The 13,379-nt window shown below is 67.7% G+C and carries 5 protein-coding genes and 1 pseudogene; 1 reads left to right on the forward strand and 5 read right to left on the reverse strand.

Annotation, left to right across the window (positions count from 1 at the left end):
* Position 1: 1 nt before the first annotated feature.
* The 3 genes from ACZYVJ_RS08275 to cysC form a co-directional block, all read right to left on the reverse strand.
* Positions 2-331, reverse strand: a complete 330-nt coding sequence (locus tag ACZYVJ_RS08275; RefSeq protein WP_463830562.1) for a DUF6955 family protein — start codon at positions 329-331, stop codon at positions 2-4.
* The gene (sat, locus tag ACZYVJ_RS08280; protein WP_463830563.1) at positions 328-1,587 is read right to left on the reverse strand and encodes a sulfate adenylyltransferase; all 1,260 of its coding nucleotides are present in this window, start codon (positions 1,585-1,587) and stop codon (positions 328-330) included. Before sat ends, ACZYVJ_RS08275 begins: the two co-directional genes overlap by 4 nt.
* A 75-nt stretch (positions 1,588-1,662) precedes the next feature.
* Positions 1,663-2,331 carry an adenylyl-sulfate kinase gene (cysC, locus tag ACZYVJ_RS08285; RefSeq protein WP_463830564.1) on the reverse strand — a complete coding sequence of 223 codons (669 nt, stop codon included), beginning with the start codon at positions 2,329-2,331 and terminating at the stop codon, positions 1,663-1,665.
* Between the two features lie 860 nt (positions 2,332-3,191).
* Here cysC and ACZYVJ_RS08290 point away from each other — a divergent pair.
* Positions 3,192-4,132 (forward strand): annotated as a pseudogene (locus tag ACZYVJ_RS08290) (PPE family protein).
* Positions 4,133-4,191: 59 nt separating this feature from the next.
* Here ACZYVJ_RS08290 and pks2 read toward each other — a convergent pair.
* Both pks2 and ACZYVJ_RS08300 read right to left on the reverse strand, forming a co-directional pair.
* A complete protein-coding gene (gene pks2 / locus ACZYVJ_RS08295) occupies positions 4,192-10,551 on the reverse strand; it encodes a sulfolipid-1 biosynthesis phthioceranic/hydroxyphthioceranic acid synthase (protein ID WP_463830565.1) in 6,360 nt (2,119 codons plus the stop codon).
* A gap of 415 nt (positions 10,552-10,966) precedes the next feature.
* Positions 10,967-13,330 carry an APC family permease gene (locus ACZYVJ_RS08300; RefSeq protein WP_463830566.1) on the reverse strand — a complete coding sequence of 788 codons (2,364 nt, stop codon included), beginning with the start codon at positions 13,328-13,330 and terminating at the stop codon, positions 10,967-10,969.
* Between the last annotated feature and the right edge of the window lie 49 nt (positions 13,331-13,379).

Consider the following 13,379-nt stretch of genomic DNA (forward strand, 5'->3'; position numbering starts at 1 on the left):
CCTACTGGCTGTTCGCCGTCTGGGCTTCCTCGAGGAAGTGACCCACCACGTCGGGGCCGGTGGAGTGCATCTTGATGGACAGTTCGAGCAGCCTGTCCTTGGCCCGCTTCGGCAGCAGCTCGATCGAGCCAGTGGTGGCCGAGTCATACTTCGCCCCGGGAAAGCGCTGCAGCAGAATGTCTTTCTGTTCCTCGGTGGTGTAGATCTCGAGTAGCTTCATGCCGGCGAACGCCTCGTTCGCCAGGTCCGCCATTCCGGCATTCGCAAGCGCTTCCAGCCGTTCCTCGTTGATCCAGACGTTGACCTTGATCTTTTTCTCGCCATTGCTCATGAGTTCTCCAACTGGTTCAGCGTAAAGACCGGCAATCTGTCTTTCAGATATTCCTCGGTGACGAACGGCGAGCCCTGGCCGTACTTGGCGGCGCTGTCCATCACGACTTCGAAAACCTCGTGGCGCATCACCTTCTGGGTCGGCTTGACCTCGTCGGTCAGGATGCTTCGAATCAGGCTGCCGCTGAAGCTTTGCGATTGGTCGTCGTGACCGCACAGGGCCGAGTTGGTGACCTCCTGGCACACCGGGCAGTACCAGTTCTCACGCAGGAACACCGGTTTGATGCCCAGCTCGCTGCGGTGTTCCTTGAGGATGTTCTGGGAGTCGTAGGGGTGGTAGAAATCGCCGACGCCGGCGTGGTCTCGCCCGAACATGTGATGCGTGCAGCCGAGGTTCGTCCGCAGGATCGCGTGGAAGATGGCCTCGCGGGGCCCGGCGTAGCGCATGTCCCACAGCGTGAACGACACCAGGTGCACGTCCTCCCGGAAATACCCGCTGGTGCGCAACTCGTTCTGCGCCAACAGGATTGCCTCGTCGATGTAGTCACCGACGCGCTTCTGGCCGATGATGGCATTGACCAGCACGCCGGTGTTCAGGTTGTCGACGGGCTGGTCCTCATTCGCCGCCAGCCACGCCTGCTTCATCAGGGCTTCGTGGCCGGTGTGCGGAACGTTGCGGGTTTGATGGGCGACGGCACGCACCCAGTTCTTCTTCGCCAGCGCATCCTTGTGCTGCCGCGGCGTGAGCCAGAAGTTCTTGAAGGGTTCGTTGAACACCGGCTCGTTGATGAGCGTGATGTCGCCGCCGATGAACCGATTCGCATAAGCCCGTGTCTTCTTGACGCCCGGGTGCCGGGGATCGGTGGTGCCGTAGGTCTTTTCGGCCATCCGCTCCAAGTCGTATTCGTAGATCTCGGAGACCTCGAAGATCGCCATCGGGGCATCGAGATATTCGAGGACGACGCGTTCGCCCTCCTTCACCCCGTACTTTTGCACGTCTTCCGCGGAAAGATCGAAGACGATCGGGATGCTCCACAGCGTGCCGTCCGGCAGCTGGAAGTTGTCCAGCGTGCCATCCACTTCGCGCCGGCCCATGAACCCGGTCAGCGGGGTGAAGAAGCCGTAGGACAGGCTGATCACCTCGTGCGCGGTGGCTTTCGAAATCGGGACGCGCGGCAAGCCATCGATCTGACCCGCCGCATTCTCCGTGGACACCCGTTCCACGATCGGCTTCCCGTTATGTCCTTGGTAGCTCATGAAAGTGACCTCGTTTCGGTAATCAGCGGTTTGCCCGTCGACGGCTCCCGACGCCGTCACTGCCGGACCCGTCCGCTAAGCGTCTGGCCGGACCGGGGCCGAGATGACGCCCGCGCGCTCGAGATGGGCGATCACCTCCTCGGCCAACGTGTCCGCGTCCTTGTTGCCGCCTTCGAGCCGCAGCTCGGGCTGCGCCGGGGCCTCGTAGGGGTCGTCGATTCCGGTGAATCCTTTGATCTCGCCGGCGCGGGCCTTCTTGTAGAGCCCCTTGGGGTCGCGCTGCTCGCAGATCTCGATAGGGGTGTCGATGAAGATCTCCTGGAAATCGCCGTCGTCCAGGGTGGCCCGGATGGCGTCGCGGTCACGAACGTACGGGCTGATGAACGCCGTGAGCGCGATGGTGCCGGACTCGCAGAACAGCTTCGCGACCGCGCCGATACGGCGGATGTTCTCCTCGCGATCCTGGGCGGAAAATCCCAGGCCGAAGCGCTTCGCGAACTCGGGCCCGTGGCGCTCCTCGAGAAGGTCCGGGCCGGCGTTGAGTCCGTAGCGGACGTTGTCCCCGTCCAGCAGGTAGCTGCGGATGCCCCGCTCGTAGAGCTTCTGCTCGACGACGTTGGCCACCGTGCTCTTGCCGCTGCCGCTCAGCCCGGTGAACCAGATGACGCAGCCCCTGTGACCGTTGAGTCTTTCGCGTTCGGCGCGGCTTATCTGGTGTTCGTGCCAGGTGATGTTGTTCGACATTGCCAGCTCCTGTTCACAACGTATCGGCCGACGCTGACGAAACCCTCACGGCCACTTGCCATCCTCCGCCTCACCGGTCTCCGCTTCGGTGGCCGGCCGGACGTTGGGCCCGCTCCGCGGGATTTGTTTGCCTGCCGATACCGACGCCCGGCTTCGGCGCGGCAACCTCGTCGCACCGAGCCCGGCCACACACCTTCACCATATTGTTTATCAATCAATCCGGATTAGAACCAGTCCACAAGTAAAGTTGGTCAACTTACGGGAGTTTGTGTGGCCTCACGGCGACCCGCCGCGCCGCCCCGCGCCGGGCCCCGTTTTGGGTCCGCCAGCAAACGAAATGAAGTCCGGTTGAGGTTGGCCGATCGGCCCGTTAACGCCGGAGAACCCGCCGCGGGCGGGCGGCCTCGCGTTGCACGTGGCTACGCGTCGACATGGCCGGTGCGATCCTGCCGTGCCGCCGCCGCACCGCAGGCCTCGGCCGTAGGAGTCATTCCGGCCGGCGTCCCGGGCGTCTGGCACCACAGGTTCGGGACTTTGCCAATAGCAATGGGGATCGCCCTCCGGCATCACAAAGCTCAGCCCTGCGCGCAGTTCAACAGGTCATGCCACTTCGGCGCGCCAGCCGGGTTAGCTGTCAATAGTCTGTATATCCACCATTCGGGGTTGTCCCGGCGGGCGTCGGTGGGTTTGACTCAGACAGCAGTAATCGAGTCGTTGCGCCCGAATCGGGCGCCCGGGCGGCGAGGCTCGATGACGGTGGGATTCGTCATGACTGCGCGGGCTACCGTTCGCGGGCGGCCGCCTCGGCCAGGTCCAAACCCGGCCGGCAAACGCGCGGCGGGCGATGTGGGGGGCGACGAATGCTTGATTACGGGGCGCTGCCCCCAGAAATCAACTCGACCAGAATGTATGCCGGTCCAGGCTCGGGGCCGCTGATCGCCGCGGCGGCCGCTTGGCAGGTATTGGCCAACGGACTCGAGACGGCCTCGCGCGGCTACGCCTCGGTGCTCGCCCGGCTGGAAGGCGAAAGTTGTTCTGGCGGCGCGTCGGCCGCGATGGCTACCCTGGCCGCTCAATTCGTGGCGTGGATGGCCAACGCGGCGGCGCAGGCGGAGGACGCCGCCGGGCGGGCCCGCGCCGCGGCGGCCGCCTACGAGACGGCCTTAGGTGCCACCGCGCCGCCCGCAGTGGTGACCGCCAACCGCACCCTATTGGCGCACCTGGTAGCGAGCAACGTTCTGGGACAGAACACCGCGTTGATCGGGGCCACCGAGGGCGCCTACTTCGAGATGTGGGCCCAGGATGCCGGCGCGATGTACGGCTACGCCGCATCATCGTCGGGCGCGACCACGCTCAGGCAATTCGGCCAACCGCCCCAGACCGCGACTGCCGGCGGGCAATCCACCCAGACCGCAGCGGTGGTCCACGCGGCCGGCGGCTCGGCCGCCGGACGGTCGCACGCCGCCCTGTCCCGGGCGATGTCGACCGTCCCGCTACAGCTGCAAACCCTTTCCACCACAGGCACTTCGGACTCGTCCATGTCGTCGTCGGGGTCGTCCTCCGCGGTAGGCCGGTTGTCCGTCCCGCAAAGCTGGGCGGCGACAAATCCAGCGGTCACCGGCGTCACCGAGCTCGACGGGGGCCCGTCGTGCCACGAGGGCCCGGCGACCAACAGGTGGAGGGGGCCGCCGGTGGCGGCCACGGCGTCGACGTCAGGACTCTTGTCGCGGCCTCGGCCGACGACGCGCCGCGAGTGACGCCGCGCCAATTCAAGATGCCGCGCCCTTCCGCCGGCGGATAGCCGCGATTTTCGTGCCGATGACCGGAAACGGCGGGGACGCCGGTCATTTCAAGCGCGGGTCAGATTGCTGACGGCGCTGCTTCCAGACCGGCCAGCTCGTCGCACAGATGGTCGGCCAAACCGCGAACGGTGGTGATCTTGGTGGGGCTGACGCGTACACCCGTTTCGGTTTCGATGCGGGTCCGCAGCTCCAGATTCCCCAGCGAATCCAGGCCATAGTCGGACAGCGGCCGATCGGGATCGATTGTGCGCCGCAGCAACAGGCTGATCTGACCGGATACCAGCCGGCGGATGGCCGACGGCCATTCCTCGCGCGGCAGCGCCTGCAGCTCGGCGAGGAACTTGCCGGTGTCCGGTTTGCCTTGGCCCATCGAACCGAACGCCTCGGCGAAGCGGCTGCGTTGCGCGAAGGACGTCAACCATGGCGTCCCCATGATCGGCGCGTAGCCCGAATATGGGCGGTCGTAGCGCAGCAGCGTTTCGAATGCGCGGAAGCCCTCCGCCGGCGTGATCGCGATGCCGGCGTCCTCGGCCAGGGCCGTGGCGCGGCCGACCTCGGACCACGCGCCCCACGCGATCGAGGTGGCCGCGAGGCCCTGGGCACGACGCCAATACGCGAACGCGTCCAGCCAGCTGTTGGCCGCGGCGTAGGCGCCCTGCCCCGGCGACCCCACCAGCGCGGCGGCCGACGAGAAGGAGCAGAACCAATCCAGCGGCTGGCCGCTGCTTTGTTCCCGCAGAGCTTGATGCAGGTTCCACGCGCCGTAAACCTTTGGCGCCCAACACCGGTCGATGAGCTCGTCGGTGACATTCGCCAGCGTGGCGTCATCCACGACCGCGGCGGCGTGCAGCACCCCCCGGACCGGCAACCCGGTGGCCGTGGCGCACGCCACCAGCCGCTCGGCCGTCTGCGGCTCGGCGATGTCACCGCACTCCACCGCGATGTCCGCCCCGCTGGCCCGAAGCCGCTCGATGGTGTCGCGCGCCCGCTCATCGGGTTGGGAGCGGGAGTTGAGCACGATCCGTCCGCAGCCCGCGCCGCCGTCCCGAGCGGCCATCTGGCCGGCCAGGAACAAGCCCAAGCCACCGATTCCGCCGGTGATGATGTAGGCGCCGTCGGCGCGGAACGGCCACACCTTGTCCGGCGGTACCGCGGCCACACTGCTTCCCGCGTGCGGCACCTGCAACACCACCTTGCCGGTGTGTCCCGCGCCGGCGACCAGGCGCACCGCGGCGGCCGCGTCGTGAATCGGATAGTGCGTGGTGCGCGGCAAGGGCAGTTCACCGGCGGCGGTGCGCTGGTACACGGTGGTCAACAGGCGCCGAACCGTGTGCGGGTGGCTGAAAGTCAGCAGCGCGAGGTCGACGGTGAACAGCGAGAGGTTGCGTCGGAACGGGAACAGACCCAGATGGGTGTCGCCGTAGATGTCTCGCTTGCCCAGCTCGATGAACCGTCCGCCCAAGGCCAGCAACTCGATACCCGCGCGTTGCGCGGCGCCGGGCAGCGAGTTGAGCACCACGTCGACGCCGTATCCGTCGGTGTCACGCCGGATTTGGTCCGCGAATTCCGTGCTGCGCGAGTCATAGACGTGCTCAATACCCATGTCGCGCAGCAGTTGCCGGCGCTGCGGGCTGCCCGCGGTCGCGAAGATCTCACAGCCCACGGCCCGGGCGATCGCGATGGCCGCCTGGCCGACGCCACCGGTCCCGGAATGGATGAGTACCTTGTCGGTCGGCGCGATGCGCGCCAGATCGTGCAGGCCGTACCACGCGGTCGCGGAGGCGGTCGGCACCGCGGCCGCTTCTTCCAGCGGAACCTCGGGCGGCAGCGTGACCGCGTGCCGGGCGTCGGCGATGACGAAGGTGCCCCAGCATCCGTTGCGGGACATTCCGCCGACGTGGTCGCCGAGCTGGTGCTCGGTGACGTCCGGGCCGACGGCGGTCACCACGCCGGCGAAGTCACCGCCCAACTGCTGCCGGTAGCCCTCGAATGTGGGATAACGCCCAAACGCGACAAGAACATCCGCGAAGTTGATGGTCGACGAGGTCACCGCCACCTCGATCTCCCCTGGCCCGGGCGGCACCCGGTCGAACGCGGCGAACTCCAGCGATTCGAGGTCACCGGGAGTGCGGATCTGCAGGCGCATGCCGTCGCGCTCGTGATCGACGACGGTGGTGCGCCGCTCGGACGGGCGAAGCGGACCCGGCCGCAGGCGCGCGGCGTACCACTGGCCGCCGCGCCAGGCGGTCTCGTCCTCTTCCGAGCCGCTTTTCAGTTGCAGCGCAACCTGTTCGGGATCGGTCGCGTCGTCCACATCGATCTGGGTGGCGCCCAGATGCGGATGCTCGGAGTCGATCACCCGCATCAGTCCGCGCAGCCCGGCCTGCGCCAGGTTCGCCACATCACCGGCGGCCACGCTCGCGGCGTTGCGGGTCACCACGTACAGTCGCGGCGACTCCCCGGGCAGCTCCGAGAGCTCGCGGGCGACGGCCGCCAGGTGCGACACGCAATCCCGGCCGCGCCGCGGCACGTGCGGGTCGCCCGCGGCGCCATCGGACGCCGCGGCCACCACGACGACGCCGGTCAGCCCCTTCAGCGGCCCGTGACCGTTGGAGGCGGTCGCGCCGCCGGACAGCAGCGTCCGCAGCTGTGCGGTGTCCACTACCCCGAGCGGCACAGGCACCATGGTGCACTGCGCGCCATCGGAATTCAGCGCCTCGGCAAGCCGCGCCGGCAACGGGTCGTGGCCGTCGGACGCGTTGAGCAGCACCCACGAGCCGGGCTCGCCCTGCGCGTCCTCGGTCAGCTCCCGGGGCTCCCAGTCGATGGTCAACAACCGCTCGTTGAGCAGCCGCTGGGCGTGTTCGCGTTCGGAGGCGCCGCCGGACAGCCGGAGTCCCTCGACGGTCAACAGCACCGTTCCGGATTGGTCCAGCACGTCGAGGTCAGCCTCGCATTCGCCGGCTCGCGACGACGTAACCCGGGTGAGGCAGTATTTGGCGTTACGCGTCGAGTGATAGTTGCGCACCCTGCGCACGCCGACCGGCAACAGCAGGCCGCCGGCGCCGGCCTTCTGCACCTCGGGTGAGACGACGACCGACTGGAAGCACGCGTCGAGCAGAGCCGGGTGCGCGCCGTAGCTGGACTGCTGCGAGCGAATGGCGCCGGGCAGTGCCACTTCTGCAAGCACCGTGCTGATCTCCCCGTCGGCAACCAGCACCGCGGCCAGACCCGAAAACGCCGGTCCGTAGTGAATTCCTACCGCCTCGAACGCCTTTCGCAATTCCGCTCCGTCCATGCGGGACGGGTGGTTGGCGATCAGCGTGCCCAGCTCGTGCGCGGGCGGCTGCTGGGCCTCCGCCGAGTCCGCGCCGTCTCCCGCGCACGCGTGCAGGACCGCGCTCGCCCGGCGGATGCGTTCGCCGTCCTCGTGGGTGTCCACGGCGAAGTCGAGAACACCGGGCGTGGCGACCGTCGCGACCGACGACGCCCGCGTGTCGTCACCCAGCAACAGCGTCTGCTCGAACGCGACGTCGCGGACCTCGGCGCGATCACCGAGGGCCGCGCGGGCGGCGGCGAGCGCCATCTCGCAATAGGCGGCGCCGGGAAGCGCTGCGACACCGTTGATTTGGTGATCTGCAAGCCACGGGTGGGCGTCGGTCCCGATCTCGCCCTGCCAGACGTGCCGCTCGGGTTCCTCCTGCAGGTGCACGTGCGCACCGAGCAGGGGATGCACGGCCTGGACGGAGCCGCCGTGCGCCTGGTCGGTTGCCTCGCGGCTGAGCATCAACCGGCGGTGGGTCCACGTCGGTAGCGGGGCATCCACCAGTCGGCCGGACGGGTACTGGACGGCGAAGTCGACTTGGGCGCCGGCGCTGTGCACGTCGGCGACGAAGCCGCGCAGGCCGGACGGCAGCTCCTGCTCGCGGCGCATGGCCGCCAGGGCGGCGATGGGCACGTCCAGGCTGCCGGCGTTCTGCTCGACGGCGTGCGTCAGCAACGGATGCGGCGCCAGCTCACCGAAAATGCGGAACCCATCCTTGAGGGCTGCTTGCACTGCGGCCGCGAATCGCACTGTGTACCGCAGGTTTTCGGCCCAGTAATCGCCGGTGAACGACGGCCGTGCGCGCGGATTCCACAGTGTCGAGGAGTAGTAGGGAACCTCGGGCGCCGTTGGTTGCAGATCGGCGAGGGCTTCGACCAGCTCGTCGAGGATCGGTTCCACCTGCGGTGAATGCGAGGCGACGTCCACCGCCACCTCGCGCGCCAGCACGTCCTGCTGCTGCCAGGCCGCGACCAGATCGCGGATGGTCTGGGCGTCACCGCCGACGACGGTCGATGTCGGCGACGCGACCACAGAGAGCACCGCGTCGGAGATGCCGCGAATCGAAAGTTCGGACAACACTTGCTGTCCCGGCAGTTCCACCGATGCCATCGCGCCGCTGCCCGCGATCCGAGCCATCAGCTTCGAGCGACGGCAGATGACGCGCACACCGTCGGCCACCGACAACCCACCGGCGACGACCGCGGCCGCCGATTCGCCGAGCGAATGCCCGATGACAGCGCCGGGGCGTACCCCGTAGGACTTCATCGTCTCGGCGAGCGCGACCTGCATCGCGAAGATCGTCGGCTGCACCTTGTCGATGCCGGTCACCGTCTCGGGCGCCGACAAGGCCTCGGTCACCGAAAAGCCGGATTCCGCGGCGATCAACGGCTCGATGGCCGCGATGGTCGCGGCGAAAATTGGCTCCTTGGCCAGCAATTCGGCGCCCATCTCCGGCCATTGCGAACCCTGGCCGGAGAATACCCACACCGGCCCGCGGTCGCCCTGCCCCACCGCGGGCTCGTACGGGATGTCACTGTCGGCGACCGCCCGCAGCTCGGTGCGCAATTCGTCGAGAGTGTTCGCCGAGACCACGGTCCGCACCGGCCGGTGCGCGCGCCTGCGTGACAGCGTATAGCCCAGATCTTTTAGGCCCGCGCTACTTTCGCCGTCGCTAGCCCCGTGCTCGTCGAGCCAGTCCGCCAGCCGGGCGGCCGTGACACGCAGCTGCTCGGCGGAGGTGGCCGACAGGGGAAACAGCAGCGGCCCCGCCGGTTCACCGGGCGGCTGCGCCTGCGCTTGTTCGGGAGCCTGTTCCAGGATGGCGTGCACGTTGGTGCCCGACATCCCGTACGACGACACCGCGGCGCGTCGCGGATGGCGGCCATTGCTGGGCCACGGCGTATTGCTCTGCGGCACAAAAAGATCCGTCTTGATCCGGGCCATCTCGTCGGGGAGCCGGGTGAAATGCAGGTTCTGCGGCACGACGGCGTGCTGCAGCGCCAGGATCGCCTTCATCAGTCCCAGCGGCCCGGACGTCGACTGCATGTGGCCGAAGTTGGTCTTCACCGATCCCAGGGCGCAGGGGCCGCCGGTGCCGTACACAGCGGCCAGGCTGGCGAATTCGATCGGATCGCCGACCGGGGTGCCGGTGCCGTGCGCCTCGACCAGGCCGACCGTGGCGGCGTCGACATCCGCGATCTCCAGGGCCTTCTGGTAGACGGCGACCTGAGCCGTTTCCGAGGGCACCGCGATGTTCACGGTGCGGCCGTCCTGGTTGGCTGCGGTGCCGCGCAGCACGGCCAGGATGCGATCGCCGTCGCGCTGGGCGTCGTCGAGCCGTTTGAGCAGCAGCATGACGCAGCCCTCGCCGGACACGAAGCCGTCGGCGCGGACGTCGAAGGCGTGGCAGCGGCCGGTCGGGGACAGCATGCCCTGCAGCGAGCCCGAAACGGACTTGCGTGGTTCCAGGGTCACCACGACGCCACCGGCCAGGGTGAGGTCGGATTCGGCACTGCCGAGACTGCCGCACGCCTGGTGGACGGCCATCAACCCCGACGAACACGCCGTGTCCACCGTGACCGCCGGGCCGTGCAGGCCCAGCGTGTAGGCCACGCGTCCGGACGCGAAGCTGTTGCTGGTGCCGGTGAATCCGTACGGCCCTTCGGCCGCGCCGCAGTCGGCGGACAGCAGTTCGTAGTCGCCGTGTGTCAGGCCGACGAACACCCCGGTCTGCGAGTGGATCAGGGAGGCGGGGTCCAGACCGGCATGCTCGATGGCATCCCAGGACGTCTCGAGCAGCAGGCGGTGTTGCGGGTCGATCGCGGTGGCCTCGCGCTCGGTCATCCCGAAGAATTCAGTGTCGAAGCCGCCGACGTCGTCGAGGAACGCACCCCAGCGGGTTACCGATCGGCCGGGTACGCCGGGCTCGGGGTCGTAGAACAGATCCGCATCCCACCGGTCGGCGGGAATTTCGCCGACGAGGTCGTCACCGCGCAGCAGCGCCTCCCAGAGGAGTTGTGGGGAGTCGATCCCGCCGGGGAGTCGGCAGGCCATCCCGATGACGGCGACGGGCGTGGCGTTTGCAGCACCCAAAGTGCAAGTCCCCTATCCTCGCCCACTACCTCGGGCATTCGATAGCCGCGCGGGTGCGCGGGGAGCATCGGCGCGCACCATCTTTCTCACGTGTGTCAAGCGTTATTATGCAGATGTCAGTTTACATTCAAACGCCGTCAGCTTAGCGGGAGTAAGGAATTTCGGCTGGGCCTACCGAAAACTGGCCAGCAAGCCCAGAGTGTCGCGAAACCCGCGCCGTGACTGCGCAATTCCGTCAATGCCCATCTCACCGATGAGGCGGCGACCCGTGCCGCAGGTGGGCATTGAGTACCGCCGGCCACCCGAATCCCCGATTTCGTCGCAATGCGGCGTCATCGACGGGTGCTCCAAGCGGAGGCGGTGCCGAAATCCCCTGATAACCAAGCAAATTCACTCGGGCACGGGACGCAAGGGGCTAGGAATCGCCGCCTTGGTCGGAGTCCTCGGACTCGGCGTCCTTCGCCGGGTCCTCGATTATCTGATATGCCGGGTCGAGCATGGATATGGCCCGGGTGCCGGCCTGGCGGGCCTTCCCGGTGATCCGCAGCACCTGACCGGGCTGGATGTCGGCGCCCCCGTTGCCCGGGCGGAAGGTGACGGTCATTTCGCCGGTGCTGTCCCCGATGACGATCTGGCGGTGGGTCCGGCCGCGGGTAGTGACGTCTTCGACCTCGCTGACCCGCCCCTCGACGCTGGCGCGCTGCCCGGAGATCAGGCCCGCCACCATGATCACCGACCGGGGCCGCTCCGGGTGTTCGTAGGCGTCGACCTTGCGGTCCTCGTCCTGGGACACCCACGCCTCGAGCTTGTCGATGCGCTCCCCGATCTTTTGCTCGAAGGTGTCGGGATAGGCCTCCCTGATCCGGGATTCGACGTCGTAGGGCACGATCGTCGCCGCGGCGTCGGGGATGAGGCTGACCGCTCGCGAGATCTTGTCGGCGGTGCGGTCGTGCAGAACCCGGCCCAACAGCCGGGCGAAGGTCCTTCGGGGCAGCAGCACCGTCACATTGGTCCGCGCGTGCTCCTCAAGCGCCTTGGCCACCAGCAGCTGCGCGGCCCGGCTGACCCGGCGGTCGGGACAATCCACGATCCGCAACGGAGTGTCGAGTTCGAAATGGTCCCACCGCTTTCGCAGCAGCGCGGCGTGGGCCGCGTCGACCATGAAATGCACCGCGATCAGCTCGTCGGCCCGCAGTCCCCTGCCGTAGCGCAAGGCCTCGATCACCGCCAGGTCGACGGAGTCGACCAACACGAACACCCGGTGCCGCGCGTACTTCACCAGCTCCGGGCGATCAGTGCGGAACATCTCGAGAATTGCCGCCTCGGCGCGGTATTCGCGGTTGAGCCGGGTCAGCATGAACACCAACAGGGGGAACACGACGACCACCAGCCAGGCGCCCTCGGTGAACTTCGCCACCGCGAAGATTCCCACCACGATCGTCGACAGGACCGCGGCGGACAGGTTGATCGCCAGCCGGCGTCGCCAGCCCGGTTCCCGGTGCGTCAGATGGTGTTTGGTCATCCCGTAGCCGGCCATCGAGAAGCCGGTGAACACGCCGATCGCGTAGAAGGGCACCAGCGCGTTCACCGACCCGCCGGTGGTCACCAGCAATGCGATTGAGAGCGCCGTGAGTGTGATGATCCCGTTCGAAAACACCAGGCGGTGGCCACGTTTGGTGAGCTGACGGGGCAGGAAGCGGTCCTCGGCGACGAAACTGGCCAGGGCCGGAAAGCCGTTGAAGCTGGTGTTCGCGCCGGTGAACAAGATAGCGGCCGTCGCCGCCTGGACCAGGACGTAGAAAACGTCGCCGACGGTGCCGCTGCCGAAGACGGCGCGGCCGATCTGCGACAGCACCGATGGGTACTCCGTCAGATACGGCGTCGCGTGGGTGACGTGGGCCAGGTAGGCGACGCCGGCCAGCAGCAGGCCGAGGACGGTGGCCATCGCAGTCAGCACTCGGCGCGCGTTGCGGCCCTGGGGCTTTCGGAAGTAGTCGACCGTGTTGGAGATGGCCTCGACCCCGGTCAGCGACGAACCGCCGTTGGCGAACGCCCGCAGCAGCACCAAGATCGTGGCGCCCAGCACCAGGCCGTTGCCCTGGTGCACCGGCACCGTGCCGGCCAGGTGGGTGGGATCGTAGGTCGGCAGGTTTCCGATGACCGCACGGACGACGCCGATCACGATGGTCAGCCCGACCATGACGATGAAGGAATAGGTCGCCACCGCGAACGGCAATCCGGCCTCCTTCAGGCCCCGCAGGTTGGCGTAGCAGATGGCAAGCACCACGGCGACGGTGAGCTCGAGGCTGTACGGGCCCAGCGCGGGAATCGCCGAGACCACCGCGACGGTCCCGGCCGCCGACTGCACCGCGACCGTCACCACATAGTCGATCAACAGCGCCGCGGCGGCGATCTGCGCAACCCGGGGCCCGAAATTGTCGCGCGCGACGATGTACGAGCCGCCGGCCCGGGTGTAGGCCATGACCACCTGCCGATACGACGCGGCCACCAGCACCAGGATCAGCAGGATGACACCGGTGATGGGCAGCAGAAGCACGAACGCGGCCAGCCCGGCGTGGGGCAGCAGTTCGATCAGGATCTGCTCGGGACCGTACGCGACGGAGGAGACGGCGTCAGGCGAAAGTGCGCCTAGCGCAACAGAATTCGACAGTTTCTCGGACGCGATATCCTCGGTGATCAGCGGCTTTCCGAGGAACACCCGCTTGGCGATGTCTCCTAGCGAGAGCGGGATGCGCAGCTTGCCGGTCGAACTGGTCACGAGCACCGTCCTTACCCAGAGTTCGTGAAACGCCTCCGATGCATTGTGC

This window comes from Mycobacterium sp. IDUB_3 (genome assembly GCF_055419585.1).